At 45.3% G+C, this 24,377-nt stretch carries 21 protein-coding genes and 2 pseudogenes; 5 read left to right on the top strand and 18 right to left on the bottom strand.

Annotation, left to right across the window (positions count from 1 at the left end; translation table 11 throughout):
* Window positions 1-10: 10 nt before the first annotated feature.
* The 5 genes and pseudogenes from COT43_01955 to COT43_01935 form a co-directional block, all read right to left on the bottom strand.
* Window positions 11-934: pseudogene (locus tag COT43_01955) on the bottom strand (HlyD family secretion protein).
* 3 nt (window positions 935-937) lie between these two features.
* Window positions 938-2,209, bottom strand: coding sequence for a hypothetical protein (locus COT43_01950; GenBank protein ID PIS30395.1), 1,272 nt, complete (start codon window positions 2,207-2,209; stop codon window positions 938-940).
* Window positions 2,206-2,817: a TetR/AcrR family transcriptional regulator gene (locus COT43_01945; GenBank protein PIS30394.1), complete on the bottom strand. Its 612-nt coding sequence runs from the start codon at window positions 2,815-2,817 to the stop codon at window positions 2,206-2,208. Before COT43_01945 ends, COT43_01950 begins: the two co-directional genes overlap by 4 nt.
* A 241-nt stretch (window positions 2,818-3,058) precedes the next feature.
* Complete coding sequence (locus COT43_01940; protein ID PIS30393.1) at window positions 3,059-3,451, bottom strand: FMN-binding protein; 393 nt, start codon at window positions 3,449-3,451, stop codon at window positions 3,059-3,061.
* Between the two features lie 16 nt (window positions 3,452-3,467).
* A complete protein-coding gene (locus tag COT43_01935; GenBank protein PIS30392.1) occupies window positions 3,468-3,944 on the bottom strand; it encodes a flavodoxin in 477 nt (158 codons plus the stop codon).
* A 694-nt stretch (window positions 3,945-4,638) separates the two neighbouring features.
* Between COT43_01935 and COT43_01930 the strand changes: the two are divergent.
* From COT43_01930 to COT43_01910, 5 genes and pseudogenes are all read left to right on the top strand, one after another.
* Window positions 4,639-4,791, top strand: a pseudogene (locus COT43_01930) (recombinase XerD).
* Between the two features lie 114 nt (window positions 4,792-4,905).
* Window positions 4,906-5,745 (top strand): hypothetical protein, encoded by an 840-nt coding sequence (locus tag COT43_01925; protein PIS30391.1) that lies wholly within the window; start codon window positions 4,906-4,908, stop codon window positions 5,743-5,745.
* Window positions 5,746-5,962: 217 nt separating this feature from the next.
* Window positions 5,963-6,565, top strand: coding sequence for a hypothetical protein (locus tag COT43_01920; GenBank protein PIS30390.1), 603 nt, complete (start codon window positions 5,963-5,965; stop codon window positions 6,563-6,565).
* Window positions 6,566-6,720: 155 nt separating this feature from the next.
* Window positions 6,721-7,317 carry a hypothetical protein gene (locus tag COT43_01915; GenBank protein ID PIS30389.1) on the top strand — a complete coding sequence of 199 codons (597 nt, stop codon included), beginning with the start codon at window positions 6,721-6,723 and terminating at the stop codon, window positions 7,315-7,317.
* Window positions 7,318-7,335: 18 nt separating this feature from the next.
* On the top strand, window positions 7,336-8,097 hold the full coding sequence (locus COT43_01910) for a hypothetical protein (protein PIS30388.1): 762 nt from the start codon (window positions 7,336-7,338) through the stop codon (window positions 8,095-8,097).
* 8 nt (window positions 8,098-8,105) lie between these two features.
* Here COT43_01910 and COT43_01905 read toward each other — a convergent pair whose 3' ends face one another.
* The 13 genes from COT43_01905 to COT43_01845 all read right to left on the bottom strand — a co-directional run bounded on the left by COT43_01905 (window position 8,106) and on the right by COT43_01845 (window position 24,376).
* The gene (locus tag COT43_01905) at window positions 8,106-9,374 is read right to left on the bottom strand and encodes an MATE family efflux transporter (GenBank protein ID PIS30402.1); all 1,269 of its coding nucleotides are present in this window, start codon (window positions 9,372-9,374) and stop codon (window positions 8,106-8,108) included.
* Between the two features lie 225 nt (window positions 9,375-9,599).
* On the bottom strand, window positions 9,600-10,724 hold the full coding sequence (locus COT43_01900) for a hypothetical protein (GenBank protein PIS30387.1): 1,125 nt from the start codon (window positions 10,722-10,724) through the stop codon (window positions 9,600-9,602).
* Window positions 10,725-10,875: 151 nt separating this feature from the next.
* On the bottom strand, window positions 10,876-12,213 hold the full coding sequence (locus COT43_01895; protein ID PIS30386.1) for a hypothetical protein: 1,338 nt from the start codon (window positions 12,211-12,213) through the stop codon (window positions 10,876-10,878).
* 7 nt (window positions 12,214-12,220) lie between these two features.
* Complete coding sequence (locus tag COT43_01890) at window positions 12,221-14,470, bottom strand: hypothetical protein (GenBank protein ID PIS30385.1); 2,250 nt, start codon at window positions 14,468-14,470, stop codon at window positions 12,221-12,223.
* Between the two features lie 35 nt (window positions 14,471-14,505).
* Window positions 14,506-15,921, bottom strand: a complete 1,416-nt coding sequence (locus tag COT43_01885) for a hypothetical protein (protein PIS30384.1) — start codon at window positions 15,919-15,921, stop codon at window positions 14,506-14,508.
* Entirely contained in the window at window positions 15,918-17,597 is a 1,680-nt protein-coding gene (locus tag COT43_01880) for a hypothetical protein (GenBank protein ID PIS30383.1), read from the bottom strand. The genes COT43_01885 and COT43_01880 overlap by 4 nt, the downstream gene beginning before the upstream one ends.
* A 44-nt stretch (window positions 17,598-17,641) precedes the next feature.
* Window positions 17,642-18,895, bottom strand: a complete 1,254-nt coding sequence (locus tag COT43_01875; protein PIS30382.1) for an adenosylhomocysteinase — start codon at window positions 18,893-18,895, stop codon at window positions 17,642-17,644.
* Window positions 18,892-20,052 carry a methionine adenosyltransferase gene (locus tag COT43_01870; protein ID PIS30381.1) on the bottom strand — a complete coding sequence of 387 codons (1,161 nt, stop codon included), beginning with the start codon at window positions 20,050-20,052 and terminating at the stop codon, window positions 18,892-18,894. The genes COT43_01875 and COT43_01870 overlap by 4 nt, the downstream gene beginning before the upstream one ends.
* A gap of 52 nt (window positions 20,053-20,104) precedes the next feature.
* Complete coding sequence (locus COT43_01865; GenBank protein ID PIS30380.1) at window positions 20,105-21,079, bottom strand: nucleotidyl transferase; 975 nt, start codon at window positions 21,077-21,079, stop codon at window positions 20,105-20,107.
* 15 nt (window positions 21,080-21,094) lie between these two features.
* Entirely contained in the window at window positions 21,095-22,075 is a 981-nt protein-coding gene (hprK, locus tag COT43_01860) for an HPr(Ser) kinase/phosphatase (protein PIS30379.1), read from the bottom strand.
* Window positions 22,075-22,362, bottom strand: a complete 288-nt coding sequence (gene raiA, locus COT43_01855) for a ribosomal subunit interface protein (GenBank protein PIS30378.1) — start codon at window positions 22,360-22,362, stop codon at window positions 22,075-22,077. Before raiA ends, hprK begins: the two co-directional genes overlap by 1 nt.
* 23 nt (window positions 22,363-22,385) lie before the next feature.
* The gene (locus COT43_01850; protein PIS30377.1) at window positions 22,386-23,303 is read right to left on the bottom strand and encodes a tyrosine recombinase; all 918 of its coding nucleotides are present in this window, start codon (window positions 23,301-23,303) and stop codon (window positions 22,386-22,388) included.
* Complete coding sequence (locus tag COT43_01845) at window positions 23,300-24,376, bottom strand: RNA pseudouridine synthase (GenBank protein ID PIS30376.1); 1,077 nt, start codon at window positions 24,374-24,376, stop codon at window positions 23,300-23,302. The genes COT43_01850 and COT43_01845 overlap by 4 nt, the downstream gene beginning before the upstream one ends.
* Between the last annotated feature and the right edge of the window lies 1 nt (window position 24,377).

Here is a 24,377-nt window from a genome sequence, read left to right as displayed (position 1 = left end):
GGCTTTTCGCTTATTTGTCGATTGGTGAAAAGTTTATTTCGCCCGGCATGCCGATTTTCAGCGAGCCGTCGTTTTTCACTTTCGCCTTGACGGCGTAAACGAGATTAACGCGCTCTTCCTTTGTCTGAATCGTTTTCGGCGTGAACTCGGCGGTCGATGAAATCCAGCCAATCGTCCCCGTCAGATTTTGATCGGTCTTTTTATCCTCATCGATCAGAACTTCGACTTCCTGACCGACGGTTATTTGAGAGAGTTGAGCGCCGCTGACATAAACACGCAAATCCATTGTCGATAAATCGGCTATATTGTACAGCGGTTTTCCATAAGCCGTGATTTCACCGGCTTCGGCAAATCGATTCAGAACGGTTCCACAAATCGGATTCATGATTCGGCAATTCTGGATATTTTCATCGACCTGATCGATCTGTCTATCGATAACGGCAATCTCTTTTTTGGCGGAATTGACCTGTGTTTTTGTGGATTTGATTTGTTTGGCGATTAGACGCAGATTTGCGACGATGTCGTCCATTTGCTTCGGTGTGGCGGCGTTATCTTTCAGGAGTTTTTCGACGCGCGTTTTCTCTATTGACAGATTTTCCTGCTGTTGCAATTGAACGTCGATCTGCGACTGAATTGTCGCTATTTTACTTTCGACCGCGTCGCGCTGGGCAAGAAATTGCGCCTTGCGGATATTCAGATCGCTTGGGTCGATCATTCCAACGACTGCGCCCGCCTCCAGTGTTTGACCTTCTTCTGCGTCAAATTACAGAATCTTACCATTAGCTTCGGTGGAAATGGTGATTTCCACTGCTTCAAAATTGCCATAAGCATCTGAAATGCGGCCATTCTTCGAACAACCGGCGATCGTCAGTAAGAAAAATCCTGCAAGAATTGCCAGTGTGATTTGTTTAGGTTGATTGTGAATTGTTTTCATAGATCATTCCATTTTTCCAGAGTCGTATTGATAACTAATTTTTGCGCCAGCCAACCGGATTCGGTGCAGTTGTTGATTCAATTTTGCCTGCGTTTCGGCGTTGAGTTCGGCGAGATAATCGGTCGCCGTGATAACGCCGTTTTCTAATTGAGATGCGGCGGATCGTTTAACGTTAGTTCGAAGGGCGATGATCTCGTCATCTTTGGCGATCAGCGCTTCATATTTTTGAATTTCCATGCGGTTATTTTGAAGTAGGATACGCAGGTTTTTTTCCAGTGTTTCTTTCTGCGAGAGCACGATGTTTTTTTGTATGTCGAACCAACGGCTGTCGTTTTTCATCTGATTCCAGTTCCATGGCGACCAGCTCAATCTCATTCCAATCATCCAAAAGTTGTCGAACTCATTCAACAGCATGTTCAATCCGGGGCGACCGTAACCGATTTGCGCGAATGCGGAAAGTTTCGGCATCTGGCGGACGGTCAGCAGTGACTTCCCGATGTCGAGTTTTTCCTTCTGAAAATCGAAGAGCCGGATTTCCGGTCTGTTCTCCAGTGAAATTGCTTGGCTAACTTCGATTTCCGGAATCGCGAGCGGAGTTAATGGTGACAAAGGAAGATTGAGATATTCGGAAAGAACGGCGAACGCCGATTCTCTGCCAAGCGATAATTCGAGAACCTGTTGTTCGAGCTTGGCGATTTCGGCGCGCAAAGCGTCGGCATTCATCGGCAATAAAACGCCGTTTCGGACGCCGGATTCGACGCTTGCCAGTCGGGATTTTACTTCGTTGTATACAAGCCGCAGGATTTTTTCGTTCTCCTGCAAAAGAAGAGCGGACATGTAAATCTGATTCACGCGCTCTTTTAACTGATAAAGACTAATTTCGACGTTTTGGCGATCGACGTTGAGAGCCGCTTGTTCCATCCGTTTTTGCTTGCGCGTCGCGCCGCCGTCGTAAAGCGTGTTCGAGATGTCCATCGTCAACTTGTAAGTGTCTTTTTCAATTTCGGGAATCGTGACGCCTGGAATCGGAATATCGATTGATGTCACGTCTGATTGATAAGAAGTTTGACCGGCGAAGGATAATTGCGGAAACCAGTTGGAAGTCAAATTGTGCATTTTAAGGTTGGAAGCCGACTCCAAAAGTTCCGACTGGCGGGAAAGCGGATAATTTTCACGCGCCTTTCTTTGGCAAATATCCAGCGTCAGTGTATCCGGCGTTTGCGCTAACAAAATGCCGGTTAAAATGATCGTGCAGAGAAATGCTTGTTTCTTCATTTTTTCGTCAGTGCATTAAGGATGAATTGAGTTACTTCTGTTTTGCGGTTTTGGATAAATTCGTCAAAGCGGTCGGCGTCGTTGCCCAAAAAGATAGGCTGAATGATCGGTCTGGCAATGAAGGGAAAAATACAAAGGCTGATCATATTGGTTACCAACTGTTCGGGTGAGATTTCGATAAAGCCGGCAGTTTTGATTTCTTGAGATAGAGATGAGAGCAATCCGCTCATGGTTTTTTCGGTAAACGGTAAAATATCCGTAATGCGTGCCGGATTTCGGTTCAGTTCATGCAAGATGAAAGCCGGAATGTGCGGATTTTGCAGAATGATGTCGATGTAACTATCGATGAAAAGTTTAATTTTTTCGGAAAGTTCGATCGGGAAACTCATGACTTCAAAGATGCGGGGGAAAAAGGTGCTGAGCGATTCACGGAAAACCGATTCGAAAAGTTGGTCTTTACTTCGGTAGTAGTAGTGAAGAAGCGCTTTGTTGATTCCCGCGGTGTCAGCGATTTCCTGCATCCGAGCGCCGTCGAAGCCCTTTTCGATGAACACGTTTCGGGCGGCGTCGAGAATGAGTTGTTCGGTATTTTTTTCATTTCCGCTCATGATTTGCTCCTTTTGACTTAACTCCTCGGTTTATCCTTTCGGTTTAACCAACCGGTTAATTTATAACTTAGATAAACATTGGACAAGGAATTATTTCAAGTTGCCTTTTTCGACCGATCAGATGAAAAGTCTGGACTGGAAAAGCCGGAATGCTCGATGGATTTGCTCCGTATCAACGGGATGTTATAACGAGGTTATCCGAAAGTTTTCCGTTCTCATCGCTTGAAGAGGTCTCCTGTCTTTACATTCCTTTTTTCAGCGCCAGTTCAATGGCTTCAAGAATGACCAAACTGCTGTAAGTCGCTCCGGAAATTGTATCGACTTTCAGCGATTGTTTTTCGACGACGAGAGACGGAATCACCTCCGCCTTTTTTCCGCGTCCATTCTCGTGTTTAACCAGATCAATGCTTTCGATGCGATGATCTTTCACTTTCACCAGTACGCTTACTTTGAGGAAGGTCGTATTGTAATCGCCGGCATATTCGCCATCTTTAACTTGAGAAAGGTCGATGTTTTCGATTTCAATTAAGGCGATCTGTTTGCGAAAATTATCCAGTTTTTTACAACCGGTCAGGCTGAGCGTCAAAATCGCCAGAATAACAACCGTCTGTCGAGTTAAATGAAATTTCTTCATGGTTTTCCTTTCAAAATCAGAGAGGCTGATTGATTATTTCCGCAAATCGGTCAATGGCGTCTTCGTGGATTCTGTGAATATCTTGATCGGTTTTGGCAATTTTTTTCATCATGAATCGTATCAGCGGATTCAGGCTTGAAAAAACGAGTTCGCCACCGAAGAAACCTTTGGTAAAAGCGTGATCGCGCAAATCCTGCGGGAAAGAAGTAGTGAAATATTTATCAAGTTCGGCTTCGACTTCTTCCAGACAGCATAGAAACAGCCCGACGCGTTTTTTCATCAATGTCTCGCGGTTACTATCGATAAATTTGTGAACGATGCCTTGAATTTTCCCCGCGTGAATCGATCCGCCGATGACGATCGTATCATAATCCGCCGGAAAGCCCTTTTTCAGATTGACGATTTCTTTCGTGGCGGTCAGTTTTTCCGCTAATAAATTCGCGCACTTTTCCGTTGTGCCCTTGCCTGTGGCAAAAACGATCAATGTTTTCATAATTCACCTGTTTGTTTAATGTCATATAACACGAGCAATAACGTGAAAATCTATTGGTTATAGAGAATTTCAGCAAGAAAATTAACGGGGTAACCAAAACCAGTTGTCTGCACTATGATTTTACTGATTCACTGATGGACTATGATTCCATCTTAATCATAGTTTTCATTCAATCATTTCAATCATAGTTCGAGACAGCATTCCAATCATAGTTCAAGACTGTTTCCCGTTGCTTCATCTGATTACACCTGACACGGAAGATACAGCCGTCAGGTCTAAGAATCTGACGGAACGTGTGAATGGACACAGAGGAAGGAACCGCGAATTAACGCGAATAAGTCCGCCTCTGGCGGACAAGTCCAAATATCAGGATTAAATAAACCGGTGAGGTGGAACCCATGTCTCCATATCAGAGAGAATGCCGTAAATTTCTTCTTGATATTACTCGTAAAACTGCTTACAATTCACCCAGATGAATCAGATTACTCCTAAAGTGAAAAGCCAGAGTTCAGAGGGAAGAGTTTTATCCGCCTACCCGACTATTTCACATAGACGGGCAGGATTTTTTGAGACCATTCGCCGGGAAATGCGGCTGAGGAATTATAGTCAGAAGACCGTAAAAGCCTACCTTAGTTTTCTGCGGTCGTTTGTCTGGTACTTTGCGCCCCGTCATCCGCGGGAATTAACAGGTCATCGTTTTATACAGGAGTTACTGGGGCATGCCAGTTCAAAGACGACTGAAATCTACACCCATGTCAGTCAAAAATCACTTGGTAGGATTCGCAGTCCACTGGATCAGATCAAACATTTGACTCCGCAAGGAGCGCTTCAGACAGGAACGAAATAAACGACATGACATGGCGTATATCCATACTAAATCGGGTTGATAACCGCCATAATGGCGCAATTACAGTAGTTAGCGTTCAGGCTAAAAGACAAGACTACCGACAATAAATAAAGAATGACAATAAAAGTAGAGAACATATTAAAACTTTCAGCGAACGACTTGGAACATTACAAGTTGCATCTCGCTTGCTGGAACGGACACGAACAACCATTGAATGTTTATTTGCAAGGGTGGGACAATTGGGTAGGTTGGAATGAATGGCGTGGTAATAAAAATGACTTTAATAGAGGATACATTTTCTGTTTAATTCAATTTTACCACGAATCCAACAAATGGCTATTCGGAGGCATTTTCCGAGTAGTAAAAAGACTTGATGACTGGGCAGACACCGAAATCGGATATGAACTTGAATTGGTTGACTTGCATAAAGAGTTAATCGGGCGTTTGGTAATTGATTTTCCCCGCTATCAAGGTATGCGAGGACGATCATTTTTGCTTGAAGGTTACTATAAGGACTTTGTTGTTTCAGAAATATTAAAAAAGTCATTTGACGGAATTAATTTTCCAGGTTACGAAAACATAAACGTTGACTTCCCTGAATTGGAGACAGTTTTTAAATATCAAAAGAACGACTGGAAAGGTGCATTGGAAAATGTAAAAGGTGTTTATGTTATTGCTGACAAATCAAACGGAAAGAAATATGTTGGTTCTGCATACGGAGATTTTGGTATTTGGTCAAGGTGGGCTGTTTACGTTGGGACTGGACATGGGTTTAATGACGAACTGACTAAATTGATATCAGAGAATGGAATTGACTATGCAAGACGTAATTTTAGATTCAGTTTATTAGAATACCGTTCAATGAGAATTGACGACAATGAGATAAGAAACCGTGAATCTTATTGGAAAGAAGTATTATTAACACGTGGACAATTTGGATACAACAAAAACTAAATGACAACTGATTTAATTCGTAACGAAGATAAAAAGCCCGAAACGCTAACAAAGTGTATATGCAATAAGGGTTTCAATGGTAATTCAAACATTCTGCCTCGCTCAAACTTCGGTGTAGGCGGACATGAAAATAGCCCGCAATCCCTTACTGCATATAGCCTCAAACGTTAGGCACCATTTAAACGGTACTCAACAATGACTACTAAAATACATTTACATGACTGACCTTCAGACTCCGACAAACAAGTTACTTGACGAGTACATTGACAAATTTAACAATGACGAACGATATTATCTTGCGGACAAAGCTATTATAAGTCTATTTGAGGCTTTCCCGGAAAACAAATGTTTAGAACATATTATTTTGAAAATTAGTGTTATAAATGATTTGTATAGCACAAACATTCTTGGGACTTTCAAAATGGCCAAACATATTCAACAGCTTGACATCGACGGCAGACTAAAGCAAGGTGCCCCACTTTTAGTAAATGAAATTTCATCAGGACACGGAATTATTTCAAAAAAGAACAACAAAGAAATAAACTTTTACTCTTTTGCGACAAAGTATTGTAATTGGCACAATCGAGATAATTACGCCATTTATGACAGTTTTGTAAATAAGGTCTTGATTGCTTATAAGCGTCAAGACAATTTCTCTACTTTTATGGAGAAGGATCTCAAGGACTTTATAAAATTCAAGGAAATTGTTCTGGATTTTAAACAGTTTTACAAACTGACAGACCACGATTTGAAACAAATTGACAAGTTTTTATGGATTTATGGAAAAGAAAAATTTCCAACAAACTATAAACAGAAATGAAAACGGTGCATAACAAAAACTATATGTCAATTGCCGTTTCCGTGCTGATTTCGAAGTTCACAGCCCGCTTCAACTTTTCGTGTAACTTGACAGGAAATCGCCCGCAATCGGCAACTTTTCATACCGCCAACAGTTAGGTGCAATATTAAACGACAATGATAACAAAGGAACATTTCATAGGGATTGCGGACAAATACGGAGAATTTGCAAGCTGGGCAGTTTGGGAGAATGAAGACGTAAAACCCAAATCGAACATTGGTGATATGAGCATATTTGATTTAGATAAAAACTCAAAATTACTTGAGACGCTTAAGCCCGATGTGGTAATGGTAGGGTTGAATTTTTCAAGGACAATTGAAAGGAAAGCATTTGTAAACTTTCACGACAAAAGACCACAAGGACAAGATTACAAAATACGATATGCATTCCGTGACACAGAATTTTATGGTGCCTATATGACTGATATAATTAAAGACTTTGAAGAGAAAATTTCGGGAAACGTTCTAATGTATCTTAAAAACAACAAAGAATTTGAATTAAAAAACGTAATATTATTTGAACAGGAAATCATAGACTTAAAATGTTCAGACCCATTAATAATTGCCTTTGGAAATATTACATACGACATACTTAACAAGCATTTTGGACAGAAATACAAAATTGAGAAAGTAATGCATTACGGTCAACAAATTAGCAAGGAAAATTACAGAGCGACCGTTTGGAGAACATTATTAAACAAAGAACCTGAATGACACAATACTGCACCTAACATGGGTTTTGCGGCTCACTCCGTTCGCTTAAATGCTTCGCACATCGTAAAGCCCGAGACCGTTAGGAAAAACAACGGCAATTCCCGCAATTCCCAGCATTCCGACGCCGCGCCCGCTGTGGTTATGAATGAATCGGCTGTCAAAGCCTTTGGGATCGAAGAACCGGTTGTCGGAAAAGGGATAATGGAATACGGACCGCCGGAGCGCGGCGACATTCGTCATGAAATCATCGGTGTCGTCAAGGATTTTCATTATCAATCGCTTCATCATGAAATTTGTCCGCTGGCAATCGAACTCTTCCAGCGCGGGCAGTTGAGGCGTTGCGTTTCCGTGCGCGTCAAGCCGGAAAATGTCCGGGAAACCATCGCTTATATGGAGAAAACCTGGAAAGAATTTGCAAGCGATCAGGCGTTCGAGTATGTCTTTTTCGATGAGGATTTCGCGCAACTTTATCGCTCCGAACAGGACACGCGGAAAATCGTTACGATCTTTTCCGGGTTGGGGATTTTCATCGCCTGCCTGGGACTTTTCGGACTCGCGTCGTTTACCATTGTTCAGCGCACGAAAGAGATCGGCATCCGGAAAGCGCTCGGCGCGTCCGTCAGAAGCATTTTTCTGAACTTCGCTTATCGGATTCCGTACGATTTTGGTTCGTTCTTTCTAGCCGGATTCGTGGCGTTCATTATCGCCATTGGAACTGTCAGTCAACAGGCGATTCGCGCCGCGACGTCTAATCCGGTTGAAGCATTGAAGTACGAATGATATCAACGTTAGGTTTTGAGGGATAAGTCCTTCATTTGCCGCTGATACATTTCCCATGTTACAAAGAAGAAAATCACGTCTGTGATCGGAAATGAAAGCCAGATTCCTGTCGTTCGGAACAATGGTGGAAGAATTAGCAGTAACGGGATGAGACAAATCTGCCGGAATACGGCAAGGTAAAGCGCTTGTTTGGCTTTTCCGATAGACTGAAAAAGTGTGCCTCCGGTGATGATAAAACCAAGCAGTGGAAGCGATGATACGAAAATGCGCATTGCCGGAACGCCGTGTTCGATCAACTGTTGGTCGGTTGTAAAAAGACTCAGGAGAGCTTTTGGAAACAGAAACAGCACGAGAAAACCGAGAATTGAAATACCGGTCGCGGCTTTGTTTCCGAGATGAACGGCTCGTCGGGCTTTGTCATAACGTTTCGCGCCGAAATTGTAACCGGCGATCGGTTGGACGCCCATGGAAATGCCCAACATTGGCATCATCACAAATGCCACCAACCGGTTGATGATACCAAAAATAGCGATATACACATCGCCGCCGTAAAATTTCAAAGAGTGATTCGCGACGACGGCGATGAAACTCGATGACACCATCCTGAAAAATGAAGCGGAACCGACGGCGACGATTTCGCGCATGATTTTCAGGTCGATCATAAAATCCTGCCGGGACAATTTCAGAATGCTTTTGCCCGCCCAAAAATAATAAACGAGATAGACGACGGTCACGGCCTGAGAAAGAACCGTTGCCCAGGCGGCGCCTTTGATTCCCCAGCCGAACCAGAAAATGAAAATCGGATCGAGGATCGTATTCAGCCCGGCAGAAATCAGCATCGTCGTCATGGCGACCTTCGCCTTGCCTTCGGCGCGAATGGTTCCGTTTGTTGCCATAGCAAAAGAAAAAAGGACTGACCCGAAAAGGATGATGCTGGCGTAATCTTTAGCGTACGGAAGGATCGAGTCAGTCGCGCCGAACAGTTTCAGCAGTTCGTCGATAAAGATGTTGCCCAACGTCGCAAAAATCGCGCCGATCACGATGACTCCCGTCAGAACGTTGCCGAAAGTTCGGTTGGCGCGCGGCAGGTTTCCTTCGCCGAGACTGCGCGAAATAAGCGATGCGCCGCCGATTCCCAGCATTTGCGCGACCGCGCTCATAACCATCTGGATCGGGAAAACGATGGCGATTCCCGCAATTCCCAGCATGCCGACACCGCGTCCGACGAAAATCGAATCCACGACGTTGTACAGTGATTGGACAACCATTCCGATCATCGCCGGAAAAGACAATTGTACCAACAATTTTCCGATGCGGTCGCCGGCTAAGATATGATTATTTTCTTTCAATTTCTTTTTCTGCTTTCGAATAAAACCAGGATTTATATGGTTTCGCTATTTGTAACATTAATGGGACGGCTGTATAGAGTATCTGAGTTAACGAATCATTCAAACGAGAGCGCTTTGCCAGTTCCCACCGGAATCGGTTTGGGATGAAGTGCATCAGGCAATCTGTTTGATAAAAACCCGACGACGTTTATGCTGGCGTGTGTCGAAGAATTTCCATTGCGCCTGAACTTTCAGATTTTGTTCGAGTTCCGGATTGGTTTCCACGTGGACGATGCCGTTTTGGATGAACGTCTTGCCGATTTCGCACAGGATCAGCGCGTTAACGCCTTTACCCTGATATTCGGGTAGAATCCCGATCAGATACATATCAGCCATGTCGTTCTTTTTCAGGGCGCGAAGCAGGTGAATGAAGCCGAACGGAAAAAGCTTGCCGCGCGATTTTTGGAGCGCTTTAGATAGCGATGGCATCGTGATACCGAAACCAATCACGCGGTCATTTCCATCAACCACGACGGACACGAAATCCGGGCGGATGAATCCGAAGTATTGTTTTGTGTAAGCTTCCACTTGTTTTTTAGTTAGCGGAACGGTGCCGTAAAGTCCGGAATAAGATGCATCAACAACCTCAAAAATACGTGGCGCATAAGGCAATAATTCTTTCGCCTTTTTTACTTTCAGTGTTCGAAGATTCAGTTTTTCACGAACATTGGCGGCAATCTCTTCGATCCTTGCGGGGATTTCCGTGGGAACCGATGATTCATACTCCACCCAATCGACGTCCTTTCGATAGCCGAGTTTTTCGAGATGAACTGGATAGTACGGATGGTTGTAAATCGTCGCCATCGTTCCGAGTTTGTCAAATCCTTCGACCAACATCCCTTCATAATCCAGGTCGGTGAAACCGAGTGGACCGTGAACGGCGGTCATTCCGATTTCCTTTGCCCAGTTTTCGACGGCTTGTAAAAGCGCCTTTGAAACCTCTTCGTCGTCGATAAAATCGATCCAACCAAACCGAATATAACGGTTTTTCCATTTTTCGATGTAGGCATGATTTAAAATGCCGGCGATGCGGCCGGCGATCTTGCCATCTTTGTAGGCTAACCAGTAGCGTGCCTCGCAGACCTCGAATGCTGGATTCTTGTTTCTGCTCAGGGTGTTCATTTCATCGAAGTCCAATCCGGGCACCCAATAGGCGTTTCCCTTGTAAATGGAATGCGGAAACCGGATGAATTTCTTCAGTTCCTGCCGTGTTTTAACTTCACGTATCTCAATACTCATTTAATAACCTCATTCTATCTAAAACAATCAATAATAATAAAAACGGAATTTAGGAAATAAAAAATTCTGTTGAATGATTTATTTTCCTGATTGAAAGTTAAAAAAGAATCAAATTATTGAACAGAAACCCGATGAGTTTTCACTGTTTTGATTATTTGCGTTTGCCGGTTGTATAAGCGGAGAAACTAAAATTCAAGCCTTTGGCGGATGTTATCCAAAGACCGTGATTCAGTCCGATTGCCCAATCGAGATGCAAAAAGCCCGTGTGATAACCGCTACCGAATGATAATTCCCTGTGATCTCTTCCGCCGAGAGAGACGCCAACCCGCACCGGCCATTTGGGAGATCGGGTGATCTCGGCGCCGAGGCACCATTTCCATGCGCCGAACGAGAAGAGCCTGTTCTCAAATCCGGTCACGAAATCGCTGGAGACAAGTGTCTTTTCATCGAATTGTTTCGAGACGCTGAAACGCGCCAATGTCGGATAACTGATCGAGAATTTGGTTGAGTCTTCGATGGGTTTTCCCTTTCCCGGAAAGATTTTCTTATAGGCGTCTTCTTCGAAGAACTTGTCGAAACTCGCCTCGTTGATCTGGAATTCGTATTGAAAATAATTCCCATTCCAGGGAAGAATTTTTTCCGGGTCGGCGATTCGCGAGAATAGCGTTCGTTTTCCCCAGTAGATTCTTCCGAAAAGATTCGTCAGCGACAAGCCAAACCGGTAACCGTCTATTTCCTTTGTCGAGAAACCTAAATCCATGGCAAAACCGCGTCCGCCGAGCGATTGCTGGAACAGATATTTCGCCTCGCCGTCGATGTAATCTTTTCCTTGCTCGAAATATGTGTTGATGTAGCCGTATGAAGAATCCGGATTCAGACCGATATAGCCGATGCCTTGCAGGTATTTGAACGTGAAACCGAGCAAGAAATCCTTCACGGGAAATGCCATGGAATAACTCCACTGAGACATCAACAGAAATTCTTCGGAAAATTTGATGTCCAGATTCTCGCCGATCGGATTTCCGTTGAAAATGAAACGGACAAGTCCGCGCGGCAGACCGAGATCGCCAATAGCGATCAAGTCAGAAGTAATTGCCTTATTATCATATGAATAATTGATGAATGGAAGAGCGATGTGCGTATCGGTGAAGAACCGCCATCCGTCGGCCGGGATTTCATCGAGGAATTCCTGTTTTAATGCGCCGTCGTTGGCTTCCAGATTTTTTCCGTTGTATTTTTTATATCCGTTCAGCGACAGAAAATTGCTCGAAAGGCTCATATTTAATCCCGTCCAGATGCGGTAGGATTTGTATTGATGCTCGATGGCGAGATTCGCCGGATTGTAATCGATGCAGAAAATGCCTCGTGAAACGGAGCCGTAAGCTCCGCCCATTGCCACCGCGCGCGGATCCCGGCGCGTCTGCCCATCAATCGTCGTTACCAACGCCAAGCCAAAAAGTAAATACGAGACGATCACTCGCGTATGCATCGCTGGCTCATTTTCTCTTAGGTAGTTGTTTGGGTTGAATAATTGGTTTTGTTAAAGAATCTTCCTCATCTTCCGAGAAAAATTCACCTGCGTCAAGCGTCAGCGACATCAGCGACATGACATTCACTTTGTCGAAAAATCCGATGGTGACAAAATCATCCGTTCCATCTAAATGAATTCTCGGACGGATGTAATGCGTCTGATCGCTCATGAGAAATTCCAGCCGCGATGAATCCAGTTCGGCTGTATGGCGCCGGTATCCGGGAATGACGACGCGCCCTTCGTCGTCCATCTTTAACGGCATTGGCAGATCGATTCGCATTAATGTGTCATATTCGATATGAACCCAACCGGTGTCGGTCATGGTGAACAATGAATCGTTAATTTGAAAATATCCCGAATCCAGTGAATCGATGCTTAATGGAAAATAATCATAATTTGCGATGAGAATTTCCAGACTTCCGGTCATCGGAAAGTCGTTTTCCACATCCGTTAAAATAGATGCCTCAATGAGACCCGATCGAATCTGGTGGCGCGTCTTTTTATCCATGGGTGAGATTTTGTTGGAGTTCGCGGGAATGAAAGTCATCGGATTCATTTTCAGTCGGAAAGGAACGACGATCTCATATTCGCCCCAGAAACTTTTATTGACCTGAAGTTTAGATGTGTCGCTCGCCGGAATCGCCGCTTCGCCGGAAACGATAATCGAATCGGGAACCATGTTGAAAACCGGCGCGATGTCGATGTCCAGTTCGGATTTAGCCACAGGTTTTTGATCGGTTGCTTTAGAAATTTCTCCATCGGCAGAGACCAGTTCGGGATTCATTCCAGTACGGAACCCTTGAATGGAAAAACTCAGGTTTGTTTGCGCTTGAATCTCGTTAAAAAATGTTAAGTTCAGCAAGACCTGATCGAAATCAACATTGCCGAATCCTTTTGGAACGTTCCGAATCGTCATCGGCGGAATCTGGAATGTTTCGTTGAAGAAACCATCGATCTGGTTGAATTTGATGGCGGAAATTCCGATCGAGACGTCCAGGTAGTCGTCATCAGTCATGTTCAGCGGAATGGTTACGACCGTGTCTCCGGGATCGGGCAGAAGGAGAATTTGCGTCGAAACCGTGAACGAATCGGCGATGGAAACGCCATCCGGATTTCGAAGCGTATCGAGATCGAATCGTTCGTAAGTCGTCCCCGACTGCATGGCATTCATGACGGTATCGACCGAAAGCACGCCGGTCTCGCCAAAAAAATTATTGAAGTTGATCCGCATTCCAACATTGAGTGGCGTTTGGTTGTTTAACGATAAGGCGATGATGTTCGTGTCGAGCGTTCCGGTTATCGTTTGTCCGATGAATCCTCGGATAATCGTGTTATTTGACGGCGGAATCGCTTCGCTTTCGGTAATCTCAATAGGTTTAGGAATGCCGGTGCAACTTTCGATCTCATTGACCTCGAAACGCGCACCAATGCGCATGTACGGATCGGTGCCGGCGGGAATCATAACAGGCTGACCGTTACTTCCGGCGATGATGGCTGTATAGACGACCCGAATAGAATCCTGAAGCCGTTTTCCGTCAAGATTTCCTGGAACGCGGTTAGAACGCGTCTGTCCACTCGGAATCGATTCATAGAACGAAGTGACCAGCACTTCATCGTTCCGGTTCAGCAGTTGTAGTTTGACGGAATCCAGATCAACCAGCAATTGGTTTTCGATTTCGGTGCTAAATGTGCCGCGACCGACCGTGATATAATCTACCCGTTCGAAATAGGGAACGCCGTATCGGTCAAAAATTTGATAAGAACTTTCGGATTCGGGAAATGTTGTTCGTTCGATAGAAGGCAGGATGACATCTTGCGCTTGGGGGAGCGGCAGTCCGAATTGTTCGGAAAGTTTGATTTGCCGGGAAATTGAAATGTCGATCGGATTGTTCGCCGAAGAAATCTGTGAAAAATCTTGCCGCATATTGACGGGATCGCCTGCCGGAATTACGAAAATGTTTTCGGTCAGCGTCACAGTGTCGAGCAACCCGCCGAACTTAAAATAGATCATGTCGGCGGAAGAATCGCCGAAAATAAAGTTGGTCGAATCCACCAGTCCGGAAATCGGCAATGAAATTTCTGCCAATGGTATATTCAGAGTTTGATAGAATTTTGGCATATCCGGCGAAGGAAACGGATCGTAGGTACAACTAACCGAAATGCCGACGACGATAATTATGGGTAAAATTCGGGAAATTTGTCTGTGATTAAGCAATTGGCTAATGGTTATCCGTCAAAGTGTTAAAAATTTTACTTCTTTGTTTTGCCAGTAAAATAAACGCCGAGTGAAAAATTCAGCCCCTGCGCCGTATGAATCCAGATTCCGCGATGAAATCCGATCGACCAATCGAGATGTGCAAAACCAAGACTCAATCCTGTTCCGAGATCAATTTCATATCCACTCAAACCGCCCAACGCAAATCCCATGCGGAACGGGAATTTTTTAAAGTAAGAATACTCGACGCCGACCGAAGTTCGCCAGCCTTTCCAGTAATTCAAACTTTCCTGAAAGGATGCCGCAAAGTCCGCCGCTACCAGCAAGTCCGGATTGACCTGTCTCGCCAATCCGATGCGTAAAACCAGTGGCAGATGCGTGATGAAAACGGTTGTATCGGTTGTGATTTTTCGATGACTGACAAGATAGTCGCCGTATGAACTGTCGCCTTCGAGAAAATTGTCCCGATTGACGTCTTTTATTTCAAAAGAATATTGATACGATTCGCCGTCAAAATCCAGATCGATGTCGCTGTTCTTCATATAGCCGTCTTTGATCATCCAGCCCATCAAGCCCAGAGGCCAATCTTTCAGCGTTTTGGAAACCAGCGTTTCGGAGTTCCAGCAGATGCTCGAGCCGACATTGATCAGGCTGATTCCTAATTGCCAACCGTTTAAATCTTGAAAAGCGATGCCGAAATCGAAACCAAATCCGCGCCCCTGCGTCGATTGCCTAAAAATGTAATCGCCAGAGCCTTTTAAGATGAAATTGGCGGTATCGACCATGACGGAACCGGTTCGATGATCGGGATCGAGTCCGTAATAACCTAAGCCCTGATAATATTTGATAGAAAAACCGAACGCCATTTTTTCATACGGAATTCCCATCGAGTAAGCGTATTCGAGAGCCGTCAACGCGTCGCATCTTAAATCCAACTGATAATCGATTCCTTTCTGCAAATTTCCGAAAATCAAATCCAGCGCCGGTTTGGAAACGTAGTAGTCGGTGACGTATAATAAATTTGCGGTAAACGCCTTGTTTCCAGATGAAAAACTAACTAACGGCGCGGGCATATTGAGACCCATAGAAGAACGCCAACCGTCTGTAGGCAATTCAGATAAAAATTCCTTCTGAAGTTTTTGATTGTCGGCTGTCAGATCTTTTCCGCCATATTTCGCGCTCGTCGTCAGCGAGTAGAAATTGTTGGTAGCGTAGCTGTTGATCCCAAACAACGTGAAATAAGATTTATACTGGGACGGCAGAGCCAGATTTGCTGGGTTGAATCCGACGCTGAACACGCCTCGCGAAATTGCCGTAAAAGAACCGCCGAGCGAATTGGATCTTGCGTTGTCGTATGATTGAGCCGATGCCTCGCCTGCAATGATAAAAACCAATACGGCTGTCATCAACGATCTGCGCATTGGTTTTGATATTTTATCGATAGATTTCATTCCGTGTTTGCCGTGTCCTTCCATGACCGCGAAATTGCGACAGGGTCGAAAAGCAAATTCAAATAGGTCTTTAGGTGAATCGACTGATTATTTTTCAATCCGGTTTTAACAGATTCTGAATTGATGAACTGAAAAATAGGCTCGATGTAACAGGAATCTTCCATCAATGCAATGGCGGTCGGGCTTGATAAATAAACCTGCGAAGATTTGCCGGCTCGAACCAATTCGCCGTCCTTATAAGTCGCTTCCGTAAATCCCATAGCTGCCAACGTATCAACCATGACGATCTGCGTGTCGGTTCCGAAGTGAAACCACGAGTTGTTTTCCCAACTAAAACCTGCCTTGGTTTGCGTAGAGTCTGTCGGGAAGAACGGAAAGTTTCCAATCAGAATGAATAAGTTCCCATGAAATGGTGATCGGTTTTCGATGAAAATGTCCATTTCCGCGCCGTTTTGCGCTTTAGTGATATTTGAGCGAGTCGAACTGTCGGTGATGAAAAACGTCGTCGGATCGGCGGCGGCGAGGAAAACAACCGGCGGTAATGTAAAAATCAGCGGCGCCGAAATTTCATATTTGACTAGGATGTTCTGGTTCAGAACCTGTCCGGCGTTGAACCAGCCGTTTGGCAGGGAAGCTTTAACGCGGAATCGAACGCTATCGGGTAGATTAGAAATCACGTCTGAAATTTGTACGTAAAATGTATCGGCACTCAACGTGAAAACCGAGTCCAGCGAAGAGTCGGGTTCTCCGAATTTTTCGCCCGTAATCGTTGTTTGGATTTGAGTGAAATCGTTTCTCGGATCATCGATAATGAGTCGAACGCTCGTCGAATCGAATATGATATCTTCAGCGCCTGCAGGACTGTTATAGAAAAGTTGCGTGGCGTGTTGTCCGGTGGCAAAAACAGTTCCGTAGAAATTATCCAAATGGATCGGCGAGATTCCAATTTTCACCGAAAGATGTTGACTCAGCGAAGAAACGGGTACTATGAGCGTTCCCTGAACTTCGACCGTGACGTCGAATTGAAGAGAATCGATGGTTGAATGATTGCTTATTCTGACAAGCGAATCGCTTGAAACATCGATCTCGGTTTCTTGGAAAAGGGAATCGACCGCCAGCGTTAAAGTATCTCGAAGCATTGTTCCGTCTGCGGCATTTTCAAAATTTCTGCAAGCAACAATTACGCGAACGTCGTTTGGAAATGTATCGCTGAGCGAAACAGATAGAAACAAACGATTGACATCCGCGCCGCTTTGATTGTCGATTAAACCGGTTTTAATCAGGGCTTTTGAGTCGTCGGTTTTATGGCGAATCGAGAACTGAAACGTCTTGATGCTTTGATTCGGATTGATCCGGACGTGTTTGGACATCTCGATTGCCGAGGAGTCTTCGGATGAAGGCAATGTCCAAAAACTGTCCGCCATGGAGATAGCGTTTGGAAACGAATCGACTGCAAAGTGAAACAGATTTCCGGAGGTGTCAGCGAAAATTGGATTCCCAAAATTCTTCGAGGAATTGTAAATCAGATCTGAAACGCTATAAGACTGATTTAACGCGGGAATAATGACCTTGGAGTCCCATTTTCCGGGAAGTTTTGGCAGAGTAGGAAAGTCAAACTCACAACTCCATATCCCGCAGAGAGCGAGGATATTCAGATAGAGTAAGACTTTTTTCACTTCTCAATTCCTATGGGAAATTCCCTTCTGAGAAGCCGGAATACTCAGGTTCCTTCGTTGTACGCGGTCTGATAACGAATCTGTGATTCGGTCAGTTTGTCGATGGAAACACTCATTGTTTCCAATTTCAGTTGGGCGATTTCCTGATCCTGCTCCTCGGTAATGTCGTACACTTTCTTTTCCAGATGGGCGCCCTTTTGGGCGATAAATAACACCGCCATAAACTGGTTGGCGAACGACATATCCATGACTTCGGACGGATGCCCTTCGGCGGCGGCGAGGTTGACTAAACGCCCTTCGGCAAGAACGAAAATACGTTTTCCGTTTTTCAGAGTATATTGAACGCAATTCGGACGAACTTCGTTCTTGGAAACCGTTATCGTTTCGAGTTCTTTCAAATCAAGTTCACAGTCGTAATGCCCGGTATTGCAAACGATTGCGCCGTCTTTCATTGCCTCGAAATGCCGTTTGACGATTACTTCTTTCATACCGGTGGCGGTGATGAAAATGTCTCCGATCTTGGCGGCTTCGTCCATCTTCATTACGCGAACACCATCGAGAATTGACTTCAAGGCGGCGGTCGGTTTGACTTCGGTTGCGATTACATCTGCGCCCATCCCTTTAGCGCGCATAGCGACGCCCTTGCCGCAATGTCCGTAGCCGGCGACTACGAATGTCTTTCCGGCGAGTAAAATGGAAGTTGCCCGAAGAATTCCATCGATAGACGATTGACCGGTTCCATACACGTTATCGAAATCCCACTTCGTTTCGGCATCGTTGACAGCGACGATCGGATAGAGAAGTTTCCCGGCGTTACCCATTGCTCTGAGACGATGCACGCCGGTGGTCGTTTCTTCCGAGCCGCCCAGCACCTGTTTGGCTAATTCAGGGTGTTTGTTGTGGATCGTAAAAACGAGGTCGGCGCCGTCATCAAGCGTTGCCGTTGGTTTTTGTTGAAGAGTTTGCTCGATACACCAGTAAAATTCTTCGGTGTTTAATCCGCGCCATGCCCAGATCGGAACGCCATCGGCATAAAGAGCCGCGGCGACATCGTCCTGAGTGCTTAATGGATTGCAACCGCTCCAGGCTACCTCCGCTCCTGCGGCGATGAGTGTTTTTATTAAGACCGCCGTTTCTTTGGTGACGTGCAGACAACCGCTGATGCGCATCCCGGCGAGCGGTTTCGTTTCGATGTATTTTTTTTTCAGCGCCATTAAAACAGGCATGTGCGCTTCTGCCCATTCAATTTTCAGCCGCCCAGCGTCGGCGAGCTTAATGTCTTTGATCTTTCCAATCATTTTTTATCTCCAAAATAATTTTTCAATTCTTCAGCTTTATCCTTCTTTTCCCATGTAAAATCATCGTCTTCGCGGCCGAAGTGACCATAAGCCGCTGTTTTCATGTAAATCGGGCGTTTTAAATTCAAATGTTTGATGATCTGCGCCGGTTTGAGCGGAAAGACTTTCCAAATCGCTGTCGCGATTTCGTCATCATCAACTTTTCCGGTTCCAAACGTATCGACACGAACCGAAACCGGATCGGCGACGCCGATCGAATATGCCAATTGAACTTCACAGCGGGAAGCCAACCCCGAAGCGACGATATTCTTGGCGACGTAACGCGCCATATACGATGCGGATCGATCGACTTTTGATGGATCTTTTCCGGAAAATGCACCGCCGCCGTGACGACCCATTCCGCCGTAGGTATCGACGATAATCTTGCGTCCGGTTACGCCGGTATCCGCTTCCGGTCCGCCGACTGTGAAAATACCGGTCGCGTTGATGTAATATTTCGTTTCAGGAGTCAAATATTCTTGACAAACCGGCTGGATGACATACTTACGGACGTCGGCAACGATCTTCTCGTGCGAGACTTCCGGATTGTGATGAACGGCAACGACGACGCTGGTAACGCGTTGAGGTACGCCGTCGATATATTCTACAGTTACTTGCGATTTTCCGTCCGGGCGCACCCAGTTCAGGATGCCTTTTTTCCGAACTTCCGCGAGACGCATGGTGATTTTATTGGCGAGGCTGATCGGCAATGGCATCAATTCCGGTGTTTCATCGCACGCATAACCAAACATCAAGCCTTGATCTCCGGCGCCCTGCTCGTGGTTTTCTGTTTCATTTACGCCCAGTGCGATATTCTCGCTTTGTTCATGAATTGCGGTGATGACCGAGCAGCTCCGACAATCGAGCCCGAAATGCGGATCGGTGTAGCCGATCTTTTCGAGCGTTTGCCGGACGACGGTGGGAATATCGACCCAAATTTTCGTGGAAATTTCGCCGGCAACCATGACCAAACCTGTCGTCGTGAGCGTTTCACAAGCGACGCGGCTTTCTGGGTCTTTTACAATTAGAGCATCGAGAATTGCGTCAGAAACCTGATCGCAGACTTTATCGGGATGTCCTTCGGTTACGGATTCAGATGTAAATAAATATTTTTTCATATAACTCCTTTTTAAAAAAATCTTGTAAAACTAATCAACATCGATTATAAAATCAACTCAAATTCTGTCGAGAAAAGTCGCCCAGATCAAAAACTCCGCTGGCGCCCTTGACTTCGGCGTTCGCGCCGATGAGGCTGTTATTCAAAATTGCGTCTTGCAAAATGGCTTTTTCGGAAACGATTGAATCGGTAACGACTGTTCGAGTCAATTCCGCTCCGGCGCCGATGCTGACGTATGGACCGATAGTTGATTCGCGAATGATCGCATCCGGATGAATGTAAACCGGGGGAATGATCGTCGTGTCCGGGTATTGTCTTCCATTTTGTTTAAGGTTTGCGAGCAGAATGCGGTTGGCTTTTAGCAATGTTTCCCGCGTGCCACAATCATGACATGCCGCGATCATTTCGGTTTTAATTTTCTCTCCGCGAGAAAGCATCATCTGGAGAGCGTCCGTTAGTTGAAACTCGCCTTTGGTCGTGATATTTTCCGCAATGATCTGATCAACAGCGCTCTTCAGCTTGGATTGATTTTGAATGAGGTAAATCCCGGCAATGGCGAGATCGCCGTCAAATTTCTTTGGCTTTTCGACAAGTCGGGTTATCCATCCGTCTTTGAGTTCAACCATGCCAAACCGTCGAGGATCGTCGACTTTCATGACGCCGATGACATTCTCTCTACTTTTAGTGAATTCGGAGAAATTCAAATCAAGAATTGTATCGCCGAGCAAAATTAAAACCGGTTCATCGATGTTTTCAAGTCCCAAGCCAACCGCATGACCTAAGCCACGCCGTTCGGTTTGGTGGATGAATCGGAAGTTCAGATCGAAGTTCGACTTCGAGTAATCGATCACCTGTTGGGATTTGTAGCCGACGATAACAGTTGCGTCCCGGATTCCGGACAAGATGATCCGATCATAAATATGACCGAGAATTGGTTTGTCGGCGACAGGCAACAGAACTTTTGGTTTGGTCAATGTCAGCGGTCTGAGTCGTTCGCCGACGCCTGCCGCCGGAATGATGGCTCTCATTTCGAGTTTCTCCGTTTATTCATAATCCTTTTTTAGGTAAGATTCGAGATCGTTTTGCTGGGTCTTTTTCCGAATGGTCGCCAACAGTTTCTTCTGAAATTCCTTTGCGGCGTTTTTGCCCATGAAATTTAGAATGTGGTTGAGGGCGATGACTTCTGCGATGACGGTGATATTTTTTCCGGGATAAATTGGTAGTTTAATGTATGACGCCGCAACGCCCAGAATTTTCGTGCTTTTCTGTGTCGCTCCGACTCGTTCATAAGCCATGTTCTCATCCCAGTCCAGAAGTTCGACGAGCACTTCGATGCGCTTCTGTTGGCGAATCGCACGGATTCCGAATACGCTCTTCACATCAACGATTCCCAATCCGCGGATTTCGAGCAAATGTTCATGGTTTTCTAATCCAGTTCCAATGATGACGTTGTCGGCGCGGCGAATGATCTTGACAAGGTCGTCAGCAACGAGCCGCTGTCCTCGCTCGACAAGATCGAGTGTGATCTCACTCTTTCCGATCCCGCTTCGTCCCGTAAACAGAATACCGACGCCATAGACATCGACCAGAGAACCATGAATGACTGTCGTTGGCGCCAGATGCCAGTCCAAATAATCCATCATCTGTGAAACGATGTGGCTGGTTGTCAGCGGTGTGGACATTAGCGAGATATTATGTGTGTTGGCGAAAGAAATCGCTTCCGGAAACGGTTTTGTACCGTGCGCGAAAATCGCGGCTGGAATTTCCGTTGAAAACAGTTTAGTAAAAATGGAGATACGTCCATCTTCGGAGAGAGTATCGAGATATTTTTTCTCCTTCATTCCGAATAACTGAATGCGGGCTTTGTCGAAATAATCCCAGAATCCGGAAAGCTCGAGTCCCGGTCGATTCATTTTCGACGATTTGATCAACCGTTCCTGACCTACGCCGTCGTTAATCCGGCTAAGTCGCAGTTTCTTGCGATTATCTTTGAAAAGATTTTCGACTGTCAAATAGTTTTCCATCAATGGGAAATCCTTTTATCTTTGAATTTACGTAACTGCCGCCCCATTTTTTCTACGGCGGAGTCGATTGACTTCACCATGTCATCAGTGCATTCCGTAGAGATCATGTCCTTGCCCGAAACATGAAGTGTGAGCGTAATCGTTTCTCCGTCTTTGGTTTTTTCAAGAATGACCTTGCATTTGGAAATCAGATTCTCGAATTCACTGAGGTTAGTGAGTTCTTTGTTGACGTGTTCCTTCACGCGGTCAGAAGGTTCATAGTGTCTCGATGTCAGTTCGATGTTCATAAAAATACTCCTTCTTTTATTGATTATTCACCATGCGGATGAGCCTGTTTGTAGACTTCCTTAAGTTTTCCAATTTGAATGTGCGTATAAAGTTGTGTCGTGCTGAGACTGCTATGCCCAAGCATATCTTTCACGGCATTCAAATCCGCGCCTTTGTCGAGCAGATGCGATGCGAACGAATGCCGCAATGTATGCGGACTAAGATGATCCTGCTCGGAAACTGATTTGAGAAGCGCGGTGACGATCTTCTGAACCCAGGGTCTTGAAATCCGTCTGCTAAGACTGCTGATGAACAGCGGACTTTCCAACTTCAGGTCTCCAAACTCTTCTTTCCGGAATTTCAGATACGATTCCAGTGCGTTATTTGCGCGTTTTGTGAACGGAACGATTCGCTCCTTGGAACCTTTTCCTAAAACGCGGATCGTTAGGTTATAAAAATTGATGTCACCGATGTTGAGCGACAGCAATTCGTTCAGACGGATACCGCTACTGTAAAATAGTTCCATAATTGCGCGGTTGCGTTGCCCGATGAACGTATCGGAATCCGGGATTTCCATCACGCGGGTGATCTGCTCTTCGGAAATGACGATGGGCAGACGTTTTTTCGTCTTTGGTGATTTGACCATAGAAGCCGGATTTCTCGGAATAATTTTTTGGATCGTTAAAAATTTGAAAAACGACTTGAGAGATGCCAGCTTGCGTGATATAGACGTCATTTCCAGACCCGCTTCCGAAAGCATTCCGAGATAATGACGAACTGCGATTTTCCCAATGTCATTGATTTGAATCGGGACTGTGTTTGAATATTCGGCAAAAAACAGAAAAAACTGATTGATATCGCATTCGTAGGCTTCAATCGTGTGTGCCGAATAACCGCGTTCCTGTTTAAGATAGCGGGTGAACCGCGATAGCAATTCCTGAGTCGTCAATTCTTCGCTCATTTTTTCGACAATACTTTTTCAATGGCTATAAAATCTTCGGGAATCGGCGCCACGATTTCGATTTCCACGCCAGTTATTGGGTGGATAAACCGAATCCGGTGCGCGTGGAGCATTTGGCGTTGGACTAAAGTCATTACGCGGTTTCCCAGATCGTTTTCTGCTTTCGTGTGGCGGAGCAGATATTTAATGCCGCCGCCGTAGATCGGATCGCCGACGACTGGGTGACCGACGTGTGCGAAATGGACGCGGATCTGGTGAGTGCGTCCGGTTTCCAAAATCACTTGAAGAAACGACATGATATCGAAATCTTGCAAGATTTCATAACGCGTCCGCGCATTTCTTCCCGATTGCGTCACGGTAAATTTTTTCCGGTTATTCTGACTTCTTCCGATCGGCGCGTCGATCAAACCGATATGCGGTTCAGGTGTTCCCCAAACCAGCGCACGGTATTCTTTGTAGATTTCCCTGTCAGCAAACAGTCGTGCAATTTTCCAGTATGATTCATCGCTTTTGGCGGCAATAATGACACCGCTCGTGTCTTTATCTAACCGGTGTACTAATCCGGGCTTCAGAGGACCATTTACCATGCTTAGGCGATCCGTATAATTCCGGAGCGCGCCGGTTAGCGTTCCCAGAAAAACGCCGGCTCCAGGATGAACAACCATTCCCGGCGCTTTATCAACTGCGATAAAATATTCGTCTTCATATAAAACTCGGATTGGGATATTTTCCGGTGGAATTTCACTCGGTTCGGGTGTTGGGAGGACGACGTTGATTTCATCGCCGCCTCGCAATGAATAGCCCGACTTTACAGTTGCCCGATTGACCGTCACCAAACCGGTGCGAATTAAGTTGGAAATCTTCGACCGGCTTAACGTTTGGATACGATCGGAAAGAAAAATGTCCAGTCGCGTATCTGATTCCTGTGCAACAACAAACGTCCGCAACTGATTCGATACATTTCTTGATATGTCTGAGTCCTGATCTTTCTTTTGAAAAAATGACTTGGTTCCAAGAACATGATCATTCGTCTTACCGCTATGATAAGCCTGTTCTGAGCGTGATTGTCTGATT

It is taken from the genome of Candidatus Marinimicrobia bacterium CG08_land_8_20_14_0_20_45_22, from assembly GCA_002774355.1.
Lineage (GTDB): Bacteria > Fidelibacterota > UBA2242 > UBA2242 > UBA2242 > 0-14-0-20-45-22.
The sequence above is the reverse complement of the archived record's forward strand: the minus strand, read 5'-3'. Positions and strand labels throughout refer to the sequence as shown.